At 56.5% G+C, this 19,051-nt stretch carries 16 protein-coding genes; 9 read left to right on the top strand and 7 right to left on the bottom strand.

The genetic code is table 11. The features are described from left to right. Window positions 1-8: 8 nt before the first annotated feature. The gene (locus Z946_RS20935; RefSeq protein WP_160170257.1) at window positions 9-806 is read right to left on the bottom strand and encodes a cobalamin B12-binding domain-containing protein; all 798 of its coding nucleotides are present in this window, start codon (window positions 804-806) and stop codon (window positions 9-11) included. 467 nt (window positions 807-1,273) lie between these two features. Between Z946_RS20935 and Z946_RS0100810 the strand changes: the two genes are divergently transcribed. The 7 genes from Z946_RS0100810 (at window position 1,274) to Z946_RS0100780 (ending at window position 6,758) form a co-directional block, all read left to right on the top strand. Further along, window positions 1,274-2,443 (top strand): ABC transporter substrate-binding protein, encoded by a 1,170-nt coding sequence (locus tag Z946_RS0100810; protein ID WP_052836046.1) that lies wholly within the window; start codon window positions 1,274-1,276, stop codon window positions 2,441-2,443. 58 nt (window positions 2,444-2,501) lie between these two features. After that, window positions 2,502-3,419 carry a branched-chain amino acid ABC transporter permease gene (locus tag Z946_RS0100805; protein WP_025053850.1) on the top strand — a complete coding sequence of 306 codons (918 nt, stop codon included), beginning with the start codon at window positions 2,502-2,504 and terminating at the stop codon, window positions 3,417-3,419. A 1-nt stretch (window position 3,420) separates the two neighbouring features. Then, window positions 3,421-4,407 (top strand): branched-chain amino acid ABC transporter permease, encoded by a 987-nt coding sequence (locus tag Z946_RS0100800; protein ID WP_025053849.1) that lies wholly within the window; start codon window positions 3,421-3,423, stop codon window positions 4,405-4,407. Beyond that, a complete protein-coding gene (locus Z946_RS0100795) occupies window positions 4,397-5,152 on the top strand; it encodes an ABC transporter ATP-binding protein (protein ID WP_025053848.1) in 756 nt (251 codons plus the stop codon). Before Z946_RS0100800 ends, Z946_RS0100795 begins: the two co-directional genes overlap by 11 nt. Then, window positions 5,149-5,838, top strand: a complete 690-nt coding sequence (locus tag Z946_RS0100790; RefSeq protein ID WP_025053847.1) for an ABC transporter ATP-binding protein — start codon at window positions 5,149-5,151, stop codon at window positions 5,836-5,838. The genes Z946_RS0100795 and Z946_RS0100790 overlap by 4 nt, the downstream gene beginning before the upstream one ends. Window positions 5,839-5,882: 44 nt before the next feature. Further along, window positions 5,883-6,275, top strand: a complete 393-nt coding sequence (locus Z946_RS0100785) for a RidA family protein (protein WP_025053846.1) — start codon at window positions 5,883-5,885, stop codon at window positions 6,273-6,275. Window positions 6,276-6,347: 72 nt separating this feature from the next. Beyond that, window positions 6,348-6,758 (top strand): acyl-CoA thioesterase, encoded by a 411-nt coding sequence (locus tag Z946_RS0100780; protein ID WP_025053845.1) that lies wholly within the window; start codon window positions 6,348-6,350, stop codon window positions 6,756-6,758. 7 nt (window positions 6,759-6,765) lie between these two features. On the opposite strand, the gene Z946_RS0100775 is transcribed toward Z946_RS0100780, so the two are convergent. From Z946_RS0100775 to Z946_RS0100750, 6 genes are all read right to left on the bottom strand, one after another. Further along, a complete protein-coding gene (locus Z946_RS0100775; protein ID WP_025053844.1) occupies window positions 6,766-7,410 on the bottom strand; it encodes a flavin reductase family protein in 645 nt (214 codons plus the stop codon). Then, window positions 7,411-8,268 carry an alpha/beta hydrolase gene (locus Z946_RS0100770; protein WP_025053843.1) on the bottom strand — a complete coding sequence of 286 codons (858 nt, stop codon included), beginning with the start codon at window positions 8,266-8,268 and terminating at the stop codon, window positions 7,411-7,413. After that, window positions 8,265-9,188: a fumarylacetoacetate hydrolase family protein gene (locus Z946_RS0100765; protein WP_025053842.1), complete on the bottom strand. Its 924-nt coding sequence runs from the start codon at window positions 9,186-9,188 to the stop codon at window positions 8,265-8,267. Before Z946_RS0100765 ends, Z946_RS0100770 begins: the two co-directional genes overlap by 4 nt. 12 nt (window positions 9,189-9,200) lie before the next feature. Continuing rightward, entirely contained in the window at window positions 9,201-10,313 is a 1,113-nt protein-coding gene (locus Z946_RS0100760) for a cupin domain-containing protein (RefSeq protein WP_206537779.1), read from the bottom strand. Window positions 10,314-10,388: 75 nt separating this feature from the next. Then, window positions 10,389-10,844: a MarR family winged helix-turn-helix transcriptional regulator gene (locus Z946_RS0100755; RefSeq protein WP_025053840.1), complete on the bottom strand. Its 456-nt coding sequence runs from the start codon at window positions 10,842-10,844 to the stop codon at window positions 10,389-10,391. A gap of 48 nt (window positions 10,845-10,892) precedes the next feature. Beyond that, window positions 10,893-12,881: a caspase family protein gene (locus Z946_RS0100750; RefSeq protein WP_025053839.1), complete on the bottom strand. Its 1,989-nt coding sequence runs from the start codon at window positions 12,879-12,881 to the stop codon at window positions 10,893-10,895. Between the two features lie 365 nt (window positions 12,882-13,246). Here Z946_RS0100750 and Z946_RS21640 point away from each other — a divergent pair, with 365 nt between their 5' ends. Both Z946_RS21640 and Z946_RS0100740 read left to right on the top strand, forming a co-directional pair. Next, a complete protein-coding gene (locus Z946_RS21640) occupies window positions 13,247-18,352 on the top strand; it encodes a hypothetical protein (protein WP_025053838.1) in 5,106 nt (1,701 codons plus the stop codon). Continuing rightward, entirely contained in the window at window positions 18,352-19,050 is a 699-nt protein-coding gene (locus tag Z946_RS0100740; RefSeq protein WP_025053837.1) for a CpXC domain-containing protein, read from the top strand. Before Z946_RS21640 ends, Z946_RS0100740 begins: the two co-directional genes overlap by 1 nt. Window position 19,051 lies beyond the last annotated feature (1 nt).

Genomic DNA, 19,051 nt, shown 5'->3' with positions numbered 1-19,051 from the left:
GCTGCCTTTTACTTTTCGGACGGCAGCAGGGTATCCCACATGGCGTCCAGCGCTTCCATCGCCTCGTCAAAATCCGATACAGCCGCGTCGACGTGCATCAGCTTGATATCTTCTGTCTGAATGGCCGCGGGATTGCCGCTTACCAAAATCCGCGCGTTTGGCACACTGATGCGGAGTGCCAAAACCAGACGGGCGAGTTGTGGCACCGTGTGTAACCCACCGCAGGACAAGCCGATAAGCAAGTGACCGCTTTTCTGGATCGATTCAATGAGCGTGTCGTGATCCTGATTCAGTTCGACCTGAACCTGCCACCCCGCTTTGCGAGCAAGATCGGCAGCCATTCTTACGCCTAGCGTGTGATCTTCTCCGGGTAGGGCGGCAAAAACTGCCGATTTCTGTTCCGGTAGAAAAGCGGGCTTTTGCTTGCTCGCGAGCGTGCGCATGATCGCATAGATGCGGCCCGTGCCAATTGTGACTGTGGTAAAGTGGATCTCGTCGCTTTCCCACATCTCACCCAACTTTCGAGCAGCCGGGCCAAGCAGATCGAGGTATAGCTCTTCGATCTGGGCACCTCTTTGCAGGTGCTGTTCGATCAGCCGGGGGGCCGCTTTGGGGTCCGGCCCGATCAGCGCGTTACTCATGGCATCCACAGATTCGCTATCCTGTTTTGAGGCCTGTTCCGTCTTGGCCAATCGGGTAATCACCTCGCGAGCGAGAGCGGCGACAGCCTCTTCGGGCAATCGCGTTTGAAGGCGACTGAGATCATTAAATGCCTGATCAAACAAGGTGTTGCTGAGTGACGGCATCATTCCTCCAAACAATGAGCGCAAGAATTCTGTGAACACAAAGGTAAACCGTTAACCCTACGTTACATAGCACAGTCAGGTATTTGTACAAAGTTTAGGCAGAAATTCCACATAAATTTCAATGACTTAGTGTAATATACCGCTGACACTTTAACTGTCAGAAAATACTGACATGCCGATTTTTCTCTGCACTCTCAGATTGTTGACCCCATATTTTTTCATCTTTGGAATGTGAATATGGGGTGTGGATGTTTCGGCAGGGCGACAACTTGGCGCACGCCGGAGTGAACCATACGAATCAAATCGGTCCTCACATCCGTTATCTTCAAGCCCAAAATATTTGAGCTTGAAATAAAAGAGCCGCTCAAGTAGCGTTTTTGACAAATAGACGTTCCATTCAGCGACACAGCGTCACAAGATGGACCAAGAGGTGCGGCCAATCGCACCCATCAACTGGGAGACGATACATGGAAGTAGGTTTTACTAGAAAATCATTCGGCTTGCTTGGCGCGACAGCGGCTGTTGCCCTCGCTCTGGCAGGCGGTGCTTTGGCAGAAGGCCACAGCAAGCTGAAGGTTGGTTTGATCACAACGCTCACGGGCGGTGGTGCTGCCCTTGGTGTCGATATTCGCGACGGGTTCCTGTTAGGCATCAAGCAGGCGGGCGATGTCGGGATCGACGTGGTTGTAGAGGACGATCAGCGCAAACCGGACGTGGCCGTAAAGGTCGCGGACAAGATGTTGCAGTCAGAGAAGGTCGATATCATGACCGGTATCGTTTGGTCGAACCTTGCGCTGGCTGTGGCGCCTGCAACCACGGCACAGGGTAAATTCTATATCTCGCCCAACGCGGGACCTGCGCAGCTTGCGGGGCGTGGCTGTCACGAGAATTACTTCAACGTCGCATGGCAGAATGACGGCCTGCACGAGGCGGCCGGTGCCCACGCCAAAGAGCTCGGGTTCGAAAAGCCTTTTATCCTCGCGCCGAACTATCCTGCGGGCACGGATGCTCTGACAGGGTTCAAACGCACCTATGAGGGTGAGCTTGCCGGAGAGTTGTTCACGCAGTTGGGGCAGACCGACTATGCCGCCGAGATCGCACAGATCCGTGCGTCCGGTGCTGACGGGATCTTTTTCTTCCTGCCCGGCGGCATGGGGATTTCATTTCTAAAGCAATATGCGGATAGCGGCATCGGCCTTCCGGTTGTTGGCCCCGCCTTCAGCTTTGACCAGACCATCGTGGGTGCTGTCGGCGATGCGGCTTTGGGTATTCACAACACCGCCCAGTGGAGCCCCGATCTGGATAATGAAGCCAGCAAGGCGTTTGTTGAAACCTTCAAGGCAGAGTACGGACGCATTCCGTCCATCTATGCACAACAGGCGTTTGATACAGCCAACCTGATCGTGTCTGCATCTGCCAAGGCGGACATCAAAGACAGCGATGCATTCCGCGAAGCACTGCGCGCGGCTGACTTTGTATCGACCCGCGGCGATTTTGAATTCGGCAACAACCAGCATCCGATTCAAGATTTCTATGTGCGCGAAGTGGTCAAGGACGGTGACGTCTATACCAACAAGATCATCGGCATCGCGATGGAAGACCGTCAGGACGTCTATGCAGCAGAGTGCAAGCTCTAAGCACTACTTCAGTCTCCGGCAGCGTTTGTTGCCGGAGGACACCTGAAAGGGGTGCTCGATGACGACAATTCTACTGTTCGAGCAGATCCTTAACGGGCTGCAATTCGGCGTAATGCTGTTTCTGATGGCAGCGGGGCTGACCCTGATCTTCGGGGTGATGGGGTTGATCAACCTCGCACATGGCTCGCTTTACATGGTCGGTGCGTTTGCGGCGGCATCAGTTGCAGGCTGGACCGGAAACTTCTTTCTGGCGCTGGTGGCAAGCCTGATGGCGGCGGCCATCGTGGGGGCCATTGTGGAGCTGACGGTGATACGCCGTCTCTATAAACGCGACCATCTGGATCAGGTACTGGCGACCTTTGCGCTGATCCTGATCTTTTCCGAAGGGACGCGTTGGATCTTTGGATCTTTCCCGCTGTTTTTGAATATTCCCGACGCGCTGAAGGGCTCGATCATGCTGCCTGGTGGCATCCAGTATTCGCTTTACCGGCTCACTATCATCGGTATCGGTCTGGCTGTGGCTGTAGGATTGTTCCTGCTGATCTCGAAAACCCGCGTTGGCATGCGCATCCGCGCCGGTGAAAACGACCGGGAGATGATCGGCGCATTGGGTGTCGATATTTCGGTTCTGTACACGATGGTGTTTGCCCTGGGGGCGGCACTTGCCGGATTGTCGGGTGCCTTGGTCGGCGCGATCCAGTCAGTTGAAGTGGGAATGGGCGAGCCGGTGCTGATCCTTGCATTTGTGGTAATCGTCATCGGCGGGATCGGGTCAATCAAGGGGGCGCTTGCGGGTGCTATTCTGGTAGGTCTCACAGATACCTTGGGCAGAACCTTGCTGCCCGTCCTTTTCGGCACATTCATGGAACCGTCAACCGCTACCACCATCGGTTCTGCGCTGGCTTCCATGCTGATTTATATTCTGATGGCGGGGGTTTTGATCTTCAAACCCACCGGCCTTTTCGGGGCAGCTTGAGATGATGCAGGAACGTACCCTTAATCTGATCGTGCTGGTTTTGCTGGTCCTTGTCCCGGTCTATGCGGTTTTCACGGATGAACCTTTCACCATCACGCTTGCCACCCGCGCTGTGATATTTGCCTTGGCTGGTGTCGGGTTGAATATCGCGCTGGGACAGGGTGGTTTGGTCAGTTTTGGCCACGCCGCGTTTTTTGGCATGGGCGGTTATGCCATGGGCATTCTTGCCAGCCACGCGCAAAGCTATACGCCGATTATGCAGTCCCCCTTCCTGATTGAAGGGACCAATTCAATGCCGGTGATTTGGCTGGTGGCAAGCATCGCCAGCGCCTTGCTGGCGCTTTTGATCGGGGCGCTAAGCCTGCGAACCAGTGGCGTCTACTTCATAATGGTGACGCTCGCTTTCGGGCAGATGTTCTATTACTTCACCATCAGCTGGCCCGCATATGGCGGTGAGGACGGGCTGTCGATCTATGTGCGCAACCAGTTTCCGGGGCTGAACACACTTGATCCAATCCAGTTCTTCGGTATCTGTTTCGTGATCTTGTGCGCGGTGCTGTTTCTGGTCGACCGCTTGAACAAGTCACCCTTCGGTCTGGCCCTGAATGGTGCCCACCAGAACGAGGAACGCGCACTGACTGTCGGTATCAATGTACCCCGCGTGCGACTGGTCGCTTTTGTCATTTCAGGGGCTATTACCGGTCTTGCCGGTGCGCTTTTTGCCGACCTCAACCGGTTTGTCAGCCCGACCATGTTCAGCTGGCAAATCTCGGGCGAAATTATGATCTTTATCATTCTGGGTGGCGTGGCACGGTTGTTCGGACCCGTTGTCGGAGCAGCGGTCTATATCATGCTAGAGCATTTTCTGGGCGGATTGTCGGATTACTGGTTCATCTATCTTGGGGCGATCTTGCTGTTTGTGGTGTTGTTTGCAAAGGGCGGCATCATCGGTGCGCTGAGCAAGAAGGAGCATGGTCGTGCCGGATAGCATTCTGACAGTGACGGACATTCACAAGAGTTTCGGTGCGCTAAAAGCCAGCGACGGGATATCTCTTGATCTGCGTGAGGGCGAAATTCACGCGCTGATCGGCCCGAACGGTGCTGGTAAATCAACGCTCATCAAGCAGATTGCTGGCGGACTGAAACCTGACATGGGCAGTGTCCACTTTGAAGGGCGCGATGTGACAGCCTTGTCCGTGGCGCAGCGCGCACGTTTGGGATTGGCCCGCACCTTCCAGATATCCGCGCTGGCAATGGATTTCACAGTGCTGGAAAATGTCGTGCTGGGAGCGGTTGGTCAAAGCGGTGGAGCCTTTAGATTTTTCAAGCCGGCGATGAAAGATACCGCGTTTTTGGCACGGGCCACAGATGCGCTGGCGCGTGTTGGACTGGATGCTGCCCGAGATACTAAGACGGCCGAACTGTCCCACGGACAGCGGCGCCAGCTGGAAGTGGCGGTTGCGCTGACCCTGACGCCCAAGGCATTCTTGATGGATGAACCAATGGCGGGCATGGGCGCGGAAGGCTCAAAAGAGCTGACCGGTTTTCTGAATGATCTAAAGCAGGAAGCACCGATCCTTTTGGTCGAGCATGACATGGACGCGGTCTTCGCGCTCGCCGACAGGATCAGTGTGTTGGTTTACGGCAAGATCATCGCAAGCGGCAGTGTCGAAGATATTCGGAGCAATCCCGAAGTGCGCACCGCTTATCTGGGTGAGGAGGACGCGGCATGAGCCTGTTGGCCCTCAAACAAATCACCGCAAGTTACGGCGCCTCGCAAGCGCTGTTCGGTGTAGATCTGACCATAGAAGAAGGGCAGGTGCTGGCGCTGATGGGGCGCAACGGCATGGGCAAATCCACAACGATCAAAGTGATTTGCCGGCTGCTCCAGCATAGCGAAGGATCGGTGGAGTTTGCCGGAAAGGACATCGGCGGCTTGCCTGCGCACAAGGCTGCGCGCTTGGGTTTGGGACTGGTGCCAGAAGGACGTCGCTGTTTCACAAACCTGAGCGTTTACGAAAACCTCTATGCCTCTGCGCGGCCCGGTCTGTGGGATTTTGACAAGGTGCATGCATTGTTCCCGCGTTTGGCGGAACGGCATGACCAACTGGCCGGATCGCTTTCGGGTGGAGAGCAGCAGATGCTTGCCATCGGGCGTGCGTTGATGACGAACCCGCGCCTGCTGATCCTTGATGAGGCGACAGAGGGGCTTGCCCCTGTGGTGCGCCAGGAAATCTGGGCAGCGATATCGACGCTCAAGAAGTCGGGTGATCTGTCCATTCTGGTGGTCGACAAAACATTGAGTGAACTGCGCCAGATTGCAGATCAAGTCGTCGTGCTTGAGCGTGGCGTGTCGGTCTGGAGCGGCACAATCGACGCGCTGAGCGGTGATATCAGGGACCGATATCTGGGTGTGTAAACAGGTGAGGCATCGTGACGCCCCACAAAAAAGAAGGAAGTAAGATGCCACATGACGTAATTCAGCCCGAAGGCTGGGCCAAGGCAAAAGGTTATGCCAACGGGGTCAAAACAGATGACAACCAGTTGTTTATCGGCGGGCAGATCGGCTGGACGGCAGAGCAAAAATTCGAAACCCATGATTTTATCGGTCAGATGGAACAAGCCCTGCGCAACATCGTCGATGTGCTTGAGGCCGCGGGCGGCAAGATCGAGGATCTGGTGCGGCTGACTTGGTATGTGGTGGACAAGAAAGAATATGTTGCGCGACAGCGCGAAGTCGGAGAAGTCTATCGCCGCGTTTTGGGGCGGCATTTCCCAGCGATGACCATGGTGGTCGTTGCAGGCCTGGTCGAGGATGAAGCTTTGCTTGAAATCGAGGCAACTGCGGTGCTTTGACGCGGTTGTTATAGCGACACGCAGGCTATCTCAATTCCAACCCCGGGGGGCGTTTTGACCAAGGAGAAGACAATGCGTTTCGTTATGCCGCAGAAGGTGAAGTTCAAACACTGCGATCCGGCAGGCATCGTATTCTATCCGCGTTATTTCGAGATGATTAACGATTGTGTCGAGGCGTTCTTTGATGACGCCCTCAATTGCCCGTTCGAGACGCTGCACGAAGATGGGGGTGTGCCGACAGCAGAGATTTCGGTGCAGTTCACTGCACCAAGCCGGCATGGGGATCACCTTGAACTGGCGCTTATTTGCACCCGTATCGGCAGATCCAGTCTGGGGATCACGACCGAAGCCACCTGCGAGGGGGAGCGGCGTTTTCTGGCAACGTCTACGTTGGTTCTGACCGACGCGCACGGCAAATCAACGCCGTGGCCGGATGACCTGCGTCAGCTTATCGAGATGCGGATCGTGAAAGACGCAGCTTGAAGAAGGGTTATTCTTCGGTGTCGTTTGCGGCCGCCCATTCATCATAATCAGGTCGGGTCATTTGAAATTGGTCCGTCGTGCGTGTGTACCAACCCGACCCATGCGTGCGCCCGATAAGGTTCATGGCAGGCGCGTCGATGTAGCATTTCTCAGCATCCAGAACGAACTGATCCGCGACGTGAATGGCCTGCACCTGTCCGATAACGATGGCTTGTTGTGGGCTGGTGGTCACGACGGTGTGGGTCGTGCATTCGAATGACACCGGCGCACCGGCGATGCGAGGAGGTTTGATATGCGTCGACGGCGCGGATTGCAGACCGGCGATCGGCATCTCACTCACCTCGGACGGGGCATTCATGCACGTCAGGTTCATCGCCTCGCCCATCTCTTCCGTCACCAGATTGACGACGAATTCGCCGGTATCAAGGATATTGCGGGCGGTGTCCTTCCATCCCTTTTCGGGGTCCGCCAGAATGCCGATGGCAACCGTGGGCGGTGTGTGCCCCATGGCATTGAAAAAGCTATAGGGTGCGGCATTGATTATGCCACCTGTCGAAAGGGTCGACACCCAGGCGATCGGGCGCGGCGTCACGCAAGCCGCCAGCAGTTTGTAGCTGAGCTGCGGCGTGGCGGGATCAAGGTCGAACCGCATTCAGGTGACTTTCTGGATAGAGCGCGCGGTTGCCTCAACCAGTTCTGAGGCGGGGTCGGACAGTGTGCCTGTGATATCGAAGTGATTGTACTTGGGCATCGCGATGGTCTGAACCTGCATCGCCTTGGCCGCGCAGGCATCGTGGTAAGCCGCAGTTTCGCGCAAAAAGCCGTCGCGCTCCTGCCCCCCGACCGAAAGTATCAAATCGGTTTCGCTTGCTTGAGGGATATGCCGGATCGGAGAGAGCGCCGCGACAGTCCCCATGTTCATATTCATCCACGTGTTGACCTGCGTGTGAAGAAGCGGCTCCAGATCATATATCCCGCTGAGCGCCAAGGCCGTGCCGATCACATCTTCGGGCAGGCCGTAGTCCGACCGCCACCCGTCTGCGATGACAGCGCCGGTCAGGTGCCCGCCAGCAGATGATCCGCCAACATGGATACGACGGGCGTCGAGCCCGTAGAGATTACCCTTGCGGTGTAACCAACTAACAGCGGCGCGAACCTCGTGCACGATCTGTTCAAGGCTCACCGCAGGTGCGAGCGAATAGTCCATGACAGCAACAGCGATGCCGTGATCCACCAAACCGGGTGCGGCAAAGGCATTGCCTTCTTTGGTGCCAAGCCGCCAATAGCCCCCGTGTATCCACAAGAATACCGGTCTGCCCGGCGCAATGCCGTAAAGGTCCAGTTTTGAGCCGCTTTCGCGGTCGAACACAATATCCGCTTCGCGAGGGAGGTCTGCCATCGCCTTGTCGCTTAGCACCGTCAGCTTGCCGAATTCATCGTCGAAAGATGCCACGCTTTCGCGGGCATTGAAGTCGTGGTCAATCCGGGGATTGATGGTGCCTGCGTTCATTTGAACTCGGTCGCGTTGATGACGGGATGGCGGATCGTGCCAATGCCTTCGACATGCGCTTCCATTACATCGCCCGGCCAGAGCCATTCTTGCGGATCACGCCCCGCGCCGACACCTTCGGGGGTGCCGGATGCGATGATATCGCCCGGCTCCAGCGTGATGCCGCGGCTGACATCCGATATCAGCTCATCAACCTTGAACAGCATCTTGGCGGTGTTCGAGCGCTGTTTTTCCACACCGTTGACAGTCAGCCACAGATCAAGCTGCTGCGGATCGGGGATTTCGTCTGCGGTCACGATGCACGGCCCGAAAGGTGCGTAGCTGTCCATGCCCTTCGAGAAAATCCACTGTCCCGCGCGGCGGTTGTCGCGCGCCGAGATGTCGATCATGACGGAATATCCGAAGACATGTGCAAGGGCGTTTTCACGCTTGGTCTGGCTGGCAGTGGTGCCGATAATGACGGCCAGTTCTACTTCCCAATCGAGTTGCTGGGTCATACTGGCGTCATGGCGTACCGGATCGCCGGGCCCGACAACAGCGGTGGGCGGTTTCGAAAAGACGACAGGTTCTTTGGGCAGTGCGTCATCGGTATCAAGCGCCTTGGCGCTTTCGGTGATGTGATCAAGGTAGTTCAGGCCGATGCCGAAGATGTTTTTGCGCGGGCGCGGGATAGGGGCCAGCAGTTTGACTGTTTCAACCGGCAGGGCGAGCGCATTGCCCCAGTCACCATCCGCAGTATGCAAAGCGTTACGCAACTGGCGCACGGCAACCGGCCCCAGATCGATAAAGTCGAGCATACGGTCCGGCAGATCAAGGCCCACCGCTTCGCCAAAGCCTGCAACATCCACAACAATGCCGTCTTCGATGACACCCAGCCGGGCGGGGGCTTCGACGTGGGCTTTATAGGTGACGAGTTTCATATCTGTCCTGTCTTAGGTTGGTTGTTGGCCGCCGTTTTCACCCAGCGCTTCCTCACGGTAGAGGCCAAGGGCGCGGATCACCGGCAAGTCATTGAGGCAAAAGAGCACGGCATCGTCGCTGGCAGAGGCATTTGCATGTTCGTGCCACGCCCATGAGGGCACGCAAAATATGTCGCGTTCTGCCCAGTCGAACCGTTGCCCGTTGATGATGGAGTGGCCCGAGCCTTTGGCCACTTGATAGAGGTAGCTTCCGGTATGCCGGTGCGCTTTGGTCGCTTCACCGGGGGCGAGGCGCTGCATGCTGGCACCAAGTGTTTTCATCACGGGGCCGTTGGTCGTGGGGTTCACGTATTCCATCAGCGTGCCATCAAAGGGCGAGGGATCGGAAGCATCAGCGTAGGCGTTCAGCGCGTCATAGGTGCGATCCCATTCGTATTTGAACATCGGCGAATAGCCTTTATCCCATGCACCCCCACCGGGGGTCAGACCCGCGTTGCCCCAAGTCTTGGTCATATCATCGACAGGATATGCAACAGGCTCGCTCAGGTCTGGATGCACCTCGAAAAAGTTTGCCTCCATCGCGTTTACGAATGGGATATCGAGGCCGTCCTGCCAGATGCATGGCGTTCCGGTTTCTTCGACGGCGTGTTCGTGCCACGTGCCGTTGGGGGTCAGAACAAAGTCATTGCGCCCCAGTGTCATCTTATGACCATCGACAACCGTATAAGCACCGCTGCCTTCCATGATAAAACGGATCGCAGAGGCGGAATGCCGGTGCGCGGTCGCTTTCTCACCGGGATTCATCACTTGCAGACCGCCATAGATCCACCCCACTGCCGCCGATACATCCGTTCGGCCGGGGTTGTTGAAATAGATCACACGCCGGCCTGCCTTTTCAGGCGTTACCAAGTCAACGGAGCGCAGCACTTTGTCCCGCAAATCAGCGTAGCGCCACAGCACCGGGACGGAGGCCGATTTCGGCTCCCATGGTTCGATCTTGTTGGCAACAGTCCACAGTGCACCAGTGTTGAAGCCATCAAGTTCGTCATAATAAGCAAGCAGTTCGGGCGTATCTTCGACATTGGCGCGGCCAGCGACGTTCTCGCGGTGGTTTTCCCGTGTCATCATATAGCTCCCGTTGGGCGATTGATCGGGTAAGCGTAAAATTGTTTGAGCTTAAAGTAAATGTGCCAGGGCAGCTTATTTGCTCTGCGCTTTGCGGTCTTCGGCGCGGCGCAGCAGATCACGGATCATGTCGATTTCTTCATGCCCCAAGGTCTCAAAGATATCGTTAACCATCTTCTCGTGCCCCACGGCTTGCGCCTGAAACGTAGCCCGTCCCGCGTCTGTGAGCGATACCTTCACCACGCGACGGTCTTTCTCTTGGGCCTGCCGTTCAACAAGGCCGTCTTTCTCCAACCGGTTCACAACCGTCGAGGCATTCCCGTTCGACACGAGCAGCCGTTTGCTGAGCTCCGACATCATCATCGGCTCTTCACTATTATATAGTGCCGCCATCACATCAAAGCGGGGGAGGGTGGTTTCATGCGTCAGCCGCAGGTATTCGCGCAGGCGGTTTTCAGTCGCACGGGTGACGCGCAGCAATCTCAGCCATGTGCGCAGGCGGCGGCGGGACAGTGGTGTTTCATGGTTCATGGTAGTCCCTTTCACAACGGTCCCCTGTTGGACGGTGAGCGCACAAGGCTATTCAACCAACACATCCGCGACGAACCCACCGTTGCGCCATGCATCAAGGGCGGCAGCAAAGTTCGGTCCGCTGCGCCCGTCGACGACACTGGTGTAGTATCCAGCGGCTTTCAGGCGTTCCTGAACAGCCGAGATTGTATCACGCGACCAGTCTGATGTGGCCTCTGTCATCTGCCGGATGCTTTGCCCGGCGTCTTCTGCGGCACCGCGCAGTAACATATTCGCGGCGGCATCCGGATCACGAGGTGCGATGCGCCCTTCGTCCAGCAGAATTGCGCTGGCCAGATATGCTCGGGTTTCACCGGCAGTGATGGCGCGCTTGAAGTAATCCAGCGCCTCTTCGGGCTTGCCGGTTGTCCCGTCACTTGTCAGCACACCGAGGTTGTAGGTCGCGAGGGCCGATCCAAGATCAGCCGCTTCTTTCAAAAGCTGCACAGCTTTCTCGTCGTTTTTCTCAAGACCCGCACCTTCGAACATCGCGACGGCCAGATTGATCTTGGCGTCCGCACTACCAAGATCGGCAGCACGCTGATAAAGCCTGAGCGCCTCTGTCTGTGAGGCGGGAACGCCGCGACCGGATTCTGTCATCAACCCAAGGCTCACCATTGCCCGCAGATCGCCGCGTGTCGCGGCCTCGCGGTAAAGACGGATCGCTTGATTGACGTCACCCGCGGCGACCGTGGACCGCGCCAGAAGAGCCGTATAATGCGGCAGGTCCGGATTGCTGCCCGCAGCGGCAAGGCAGGCTTGAATGGCCGCGATGGCGTTTTGTTGAAGCTTGCTGAATGGAACGCCGGCGTTGGTCGCCGTGGCATCACGCGGATGGGTGGCCAGCCGTTCACACAGGCGTCCGGCCCCACCTTCGTCCTCTGATGGCAATGAGCTCATCAAGCGCTTGGCATCGGCCGCATGTGTGCCTTCGGGATATTTCTCCAGATAGAATTCGACCAACGGGCGCATCCGCGCACGCCGCGCCAATTGCCACAAACGGTCTTCCTGCGCGTCGCGTTCCTGTGGTGTGTACTCGCGCGATAGGACGGACCCACCGGCAAGGGCAGGGTCAAGAAATGCCATGACTTCCTGAGTGTGTTTGCCTTGCGGATACCGCTCTGCATAAAGCTGCATCAGTTGCGGATCGCCGGCGTTGGCTGCAACTTGCCACAGCAAAGTCTCGGCCGAGATCGTATCGGGGCGCGGGTCAAAACGGAATTGACGTGTCAGCGACGAATTTTCCCAAGGGATCTGCCGTCCGCCCGTTGCCGCCAGAACATCCTTGCGAACCGAAATCATCAAATCCGAAATATCCAGACCCGGTGTGTAAATATAGCTGAGCAGGGCCTCGGTAAAGAAACTGTTCCGGCCCGTGCCATCATAGGCCACGTTATCGGGCTGCGTGGCGAAAGAGATCATAAAGTCAGCCGCGTTGCCGACACGCGCCAATCCTTCGGAAACAGAGGCAAGCGTACCTTCGAACGGATCGTTGCGACAGGCATCGAGAAACACAAACTTGATGCCGGGGGCCTGCTCCATCTGGTTCAGAATATCATTGAGCTTGATGGTCTGCTCGGTGACATCTGCCGCCTGTTCGATCTTTGCATCTGTCGGAACCAGATAGTTCTGCCCGCCCACCTGAAAGCCGTGCCCAGCGTAGTAGAACAGTGCAACATCAGCAGTTTCGATTGCAGTAGCGAACTTTGCAGCAAGGCCTGACATTTCATCGGCTGTGACATCCAGACCCAGATAGACTTCAAACCCCAACCCTTCGAGGGCGACAGTCATGTCGCTGGCGTCGTTACCGGGGTTATCAAGGCGTGAAATCAGGTCGTAATCCGAATTTCCGATGATCAGCGCCACACGTTTTTCATCCGTGATTTGCGCCAGCGCCATCAGCGGCCATCCAAGCGCGAAGAAACCAACCAAAGCCAGCAACATCAATGATCTGTGCAGCAAAGTACCGCTTTTGATGGGGGCAAATGATATGTTCATGACTGTTTCCATTGTATCGCCATCAATGACAGGTCGCAGGCATATCGGCCATGCACGCCTATGTCGCGGACCGTACGATACGCATACGTATATACAGGTATGATCGTGTCCTCCACCGGCAATGACCGGATCGCTGACCCGTTATAGCTTCGTTTCAGCATTAGCCTGCCGCCAAAAGCCCTGAATTGCAATGTTTATGCCCTGCCCACCGCGATCTGTGGTCCGGTGTAGCGGGCAACCATATGGAAAAGTCTTGCAATGAAATGGCTGGTGGTCTTCACTCTGATCATGGCTGCCACCTGAATATTATTTTACAGAAGCCAATTTGATGCAGCCGGGCCGCAATTGTTGTGGAGGACGACGCAATGGCAATCGAAGGATTGACCCAGCAGCAGAGTGATTTTGTCGAACGCTTTTTGAAAGTGCCGAAGGTGTTCAACCGCAAAGCCGCCAAAGCACGGCGGCGCGAGGCGGCGGAACAGTTCCGCCTGTTCAATGCCGAGTTTAATGAAGTTCGCGCGCAAATTGCAGCACTCGATGATGCGGCATTACAATCGGTCATGATGGCACAATTGCGCGCGGCAGAGCATGCCATTGAGCGCGATCCAAAGAACCTTGATTTCGATGCAGGGCACGCACAGCTTGCGCAGGTCGAAGTTGCGGTTGCACTCCATAATCGCAAGGCAGAAGCAACCGAGGCCCATGCACGGCTATCAGAAGCCCTTGCCGCATGGGAAAAGGATCATCCGCCCGTTGCCCAGCAGTCCAATGCGGATGCGCAGAGCGATATCGCCCTGACATGGACATATATCGAAGACAAACTCGCCTCTGGCACCGCGACAAACAATCTTGATGAAATTGAAGCAGCCATCAGGGGAATGACCCGGCTTGAAGGGATGCTTGAGACAGCAACAAGTGCTGCGAAAGACCCGTTCGAGACCCGCGTAGATGCATTGGGAAATGTCAAAAGATCCGCTGAAGAAGGGCTCGACCCCCGCGTGCTGGATGCGCGGCGGCGGTTGTCGGATGTATTTAACCAGTTGCAGGCGTTGCGCGACAAACTGGCAGTACAGTTCGGCGCAGAGAAAATTCCGCTGGATTTGCGGATGGAATGCACCTCGACGCAAACCAAACTTGATACGGCGATGAACGCAACGCCTGGCGATTTGCCGGATTTGGCGGAGGATGCCGAGGACAATTTTGCAGCAGCGAACAAAGCGGCGACAGCGGTTATTGATGCCGCACGACTTTGGGATCGGGATCATGACGCATTCAAAGTGCGGTATGAGGTTATGCTGGCACATCCTGCCGCGGCGGCCGATCTGGTCGTGCCCGAGTTTGAAAAGGTCACGACCGCCTATAACATCGCCCGTGAAAAGGCCGCGGCTCACAAGTATCTCGAGGCCAGTCAGGATATCGGTGTTATCCGGCATGACCTGAAAGATGCACTCGACTTTGCCGATGATTACGCGAATTTTCATGCGGTTTTGGAAGAGCGGCGTAAGTTATTGCAGACCTTGCCGGACCCGAACAGCTATCCCATCCCGCAGCTGAAAACCGACCATGACGATGCGCTTGATCTGTTGGTGCAGGCGGAGGACGCTTACGATCTGGGGCAGATTAGCGGGGCTTTGGCCCTACTTACGCAGATCCCCAAGGCGGTCGCAGATATTCTTGAGGCGCACCGGTTCGCCAAGAATTTTGTCGAGATGCGCAGACATTTCAAGAGCTGGCTAAAAGAGATTAACAGCAACGCAACCGCGAAAATCGGACCCTTGATCGCCGCCGAGATTGCATATGCTGAAAGCGAACGGGACGCCGCACAGACTGACGCAGAGCAAAACGCACTGCGCCGCGCGTCGGGGCGCATGTCTTCGGCCACGGAATTTCTGGTAAGCCTGTCCGCCAAGGTCGATCTGATATTAGACTACCACGTTGAGAGTTCGGCTTTCACGGCCCGCCGCCGCGAAACCCGCGCCCGAAAGGGGCCAGAAGGGCGCATCGCGATTGAAGCCTATTATCAGGATTTGCTGGCTGATGATGGCAAGCGCAAGACTGCTGAGGCATCAGGAGATTACAAGTTGGCACATGCCATGTGCGTGCGGCTTAAAAACCAGCATGCCGATATGATGGCGCTCGCGGACGATGCGAAAAAATACCTTGTGCAGGTTACGCATTTCGATGCGGCGCTGGCCAAATTACAAAACGCCACTTCGGTCGATGCAAAAGAGGCGCGTGACACCGCAGAACTGATGCAGATGAACGCAGTTGCCGCGACCGCGCGGGGCAACTGGATGGCCGCCGCCAGCCTGTTGGAAAACGCCAACCTCGAGATTGCGCGTGCAGTCAGCGATGCAGAAGCCGCAGCGGTTATTGATGGCCATCAGGGCGCATTGAAGCTCACATCCGATACCGAATTCAGCACAATCTACGAAAGCTTTGCCAAGATACTCGCGCATGTATCTGCACTGGATGACAAGGGTGCGTATGCCAAACAGTTGAAAGCCGCGGACACCAAAGCGCGTTCTGCCGAAGCTATGATGGAGAAAGACCTAGCGGGGGCCGAGGCGACCTTGAATGAAGCCGCAGATGCCTGCCGCGCGGTCGCGTTACAGATATCAGCCGCCGCAAGTTATATCGCGCAACTCGACACGACCAATGCGGTCCTGACGTCGGCCCGTGCTATTGGCGCAGACGGCGTGATCGACGAAAAGCTGGATGCGGCGGACAAGCTGGTGAAGACCGCCAAGAAAGCGGCCAAGACGCAGGATTTCTCTGCGGCACTTGCCTCGTTGGCACAAGCTCAAGCGCTTGCCCATCTGGGGCTGGATACCATGGCGACTTATACCGATCACATCAAAGACACACGGAAGGCGATGAAAAACGCGATAGCCGCTTTCCGCGACCCTGCTGTGTCACCGAACCTCGACACCGAGGCGGAACGTTTGCAGGCTGTGCTGGACGCGATGAATGGCGCTTTCAACAGTGGCAATTTGTCCGAGGCGGTTGCGCGTGCTGGAGAAGGTGTGGCGCTCGCGGATACCTCGGCGGGGGTTTGTAAGGCGTGTAAAAAGGCGGTCGATATTATCGACAACTATCTGATCGGGCATGACGGGATCGAGAAGAACCACGTCACGACGGTGTCGGATATGGCGGAACTCAAGACATTAACCGACGCAGCCGTCGAAGCCATGGGAAGGACGAATTTCAAAGTCGCTTACCGCTTGGCATTGCAGGCCTATTGGCTTCGGGAAAATGCGCGACAGAAAGCCGAGCGGTTTGACCTCTATCTTCCGCAAAAGGTGCGTTGCCAAAACAGGCTCGACGCCCTTGAAGCGCGAACCAATGTGGATGCGGGGCCCGGACACACGGCTGTGGAGGCGTTGCGCAAGAAGTTTGATGGCGCTGTCGCGCAGGAAGCTCTGGACAACTACTCAGGCGCGGCCAAGCGGCTGGACGGTTTTGAAGCGGCCTGCGATCTGGCGGCGGAAAAGCTGGATGCTTTTGACCGCTATATCCTGCATAGGACGAAGGCACAGGAGGCACTGTCAGAGCTTCAGGCGCTTGGATCAGATGCTATTGAAACCCTTCTGAAAAGGCTAGAAAATAAGGACCGCAATGCGCTTGCCAAGGGGCAGGCTTTTGAGTTCGACATTGCAACATCGCTTTATATCGAGCTGAAAAACGAGTGTTTGCTGGCCGCCAACACGGCAGGCGCCGCGGCTGATTTTGTATCGATAACCGAAGTTATCAAGGATCTTGCCCAAGGGGACGATCAGGATCTGCTCGCGGCGATTGCACAGGCAAGCCAGACGTTGAAATCCCTGCAAACCCGCCCTGCGGCCTTGTATGTGCACGAAGATATGGCGACCTGCCGCACCAGTCTGGATCAGGCAGAACGCATGGCGGATGATGCATTTGATGCTGCGCGCGACAAGGTCGAAGAGGTCATGGACATGTGCGTGCGCATGACCTTGATGATTGCACAGTACGAACAGCTGGACGAGGCTTCGGGCGTTGCCAAACGCCTGGCGCAGGATCAACTGAAACGGGGCGTCGAAGCAGATTTCGCACGATCAGAGATTTCCGGTCGCGTGCAGACGGTTGATGTGGCGATGTTCGCCGCGCGGCAATCGCCAAGCAATCGGGCCCAGACCCATCTGGATGTCGAAGCCGCAATCGCAGCATTGCGCGATCTGCGCCGCATCATCGATGCACAGGAAGCTTATCTGAAACATCGGCTCGACATTGAAGCAGAGTTGATGCGTCTGGAGAAAAGCCAGCAGCGGCATCTGGTTCGTGACGATCTGGTTGCTACACGCAAATTGCTGGACACGGCCGCCACCCATGCAAACGATCGCAAGCATAGTGCCGCAGAAAAGACGCTTAAATCTGCGGCGCTTCAGCTTGAGGTAGCCGAAATGCGCGGACAGCTGGCCGATAACAAGACGCCCAAGCCGGCAGATGTGAAGGCACTGCTGGATGCACCGGGCGGCATGAAATTGCTGGACGACATCATCGACACGCTCGAAGCATCTGTGCAGCGCGATGTGATGGCGGTGGTGTTTGAGGCCCGATACGGCTGTGTACTTGAAGTCCAAAAGCCCAGTGATGTCCAAACGGATGCGGATGGTAATCCGGTTCCTGTTCCCGAAGACCAGATGGGCCTTCCTGCCGTGAACTTGCGCCGTTTCTACAAAGAAATGCAAAAGTTGCCGCAGGACAACACTCTGGACAACGACAGTATGCTGACTTTTTCGGCCATGAGCGGTGAACAGACCGGCTCCGCCTACGATCCGGGTAAAAAACAGGTGCTCATGCGCGAAGGGGATGAGGCGTCCTCGCGTATTTATGCGATCGCTGTCGCCCATGAGATAGGCGAGCTTGACCCTTCAGCGGTGCCTAAACCGGGCGAAGAACGAACCGCGTTCAGTTGGAATACCCTGCACGAGGTCGGACACGCAGTGGATGACAAGCTGGGCTATATGAAAAAGCACGGAGAGCGGCTGGCGGGTTGGAAGGTCTACGGTGCCAATGTTAAAGAACCCGCATCCGAGATTGCGAAGGCGTTTGATTTTGATGCCGACTACGTCGCCGAATATATGATGAGTTCGGCCGGGCGGAAATTGCCGATGCCGCAACCGGTGGGCTGTGGCCCCGGTGAATGGCAGCGCCGCATGGAGGAATGCCGCAACTTCGTTGACCGCGCGCGGAGCGGCAACAATCCGTGGAACTCAGCAAGCGTCGCTGCGGCCTGTGTTGTCGGGAATTACACATATGTCGAAAGTTACGAGGGGGATTGGGCACGTTACCGCACGGCAGAGCGCAAGTTTGCGGTCTCGGGCTACCAGTTTCGGGCGCCCGGCGAATGGTTCTCCGAACTTTATGCGGCAATGGCGTCTGACAGGTTGAACAGCAACCATCCACACCGCGACGAAATCGCGGCCCTGTGCATGAAAGAAGGTGCCTGATGTCTTTGTTTGATCTGACGTCGATCCACTGCCCCGCTTGCGGAACATCCAGTGATTTCCAGGCCGCGGGCAGTGTGAATGCAGACCGCCGGCCTGATCTGCGACAGGAAATCCTTGACGACACCTTCCAGACTGTGACCTGCACTTCTTGCGGTGAGGTGATGCGTCTAGAGCCTGTTGTGAACTATCTGGACGTTGAATTCGGGCTTTGGCTGGCTGTCTATCCACCGCGTCAGATCGGTGACTATCAGGCATTAGAAGAGACTGTGCAGGGGCTTTTCAACGACAGTTATGGTGATGCGGCTTCTCCCTCAGCGCAGGAGGTCGGCGCAATTCTGAAGCCGCGTCTGACCTTTGGCTGGCCGGCGACACGAGAGAAAATTCTGCTTGCGACAAAAGGGCTGGATGACGTTGCCATTGAGATGCTCAAGCTCGATCTGCTGCGCCGTTTGCCTCGCGCACCCCTGCGTGCGGGCGTGGAGCTGCGCGTTGTCGATGTGACAGAAGATTCACTTCAGATGATCTGGGTTGAAACCGCGAGCGAGAATGTTCTTGAGAGCTTTGAGGCCAATATCCAGTTGTTGAAAGCGATCACGGATGATCCGGAGCCTTGGGCAGAGATAAGGGAAAGCCTGACGGGCGGAGTGTTTGTCGACATTCAAAAGCTCTATCTCGGTGCGGGCCGCGACGCCGCGTGAT

Origin of the sequence: Sulfitobacter noctilucicola (assembly GCF_000622385.1) — a bacterium.
GTDB lineage: Bacteria > Pseudomonadota > Alphaproteobacteria > Rhodobacterales > Rhodobacteraceae > Sulfitobacter > Sulfitobacter noctilucicola.
Note: the sequence above shows the minus strand (reverse complement) of the source record. Positions and strands in the feature narration are given on the sequence as shown.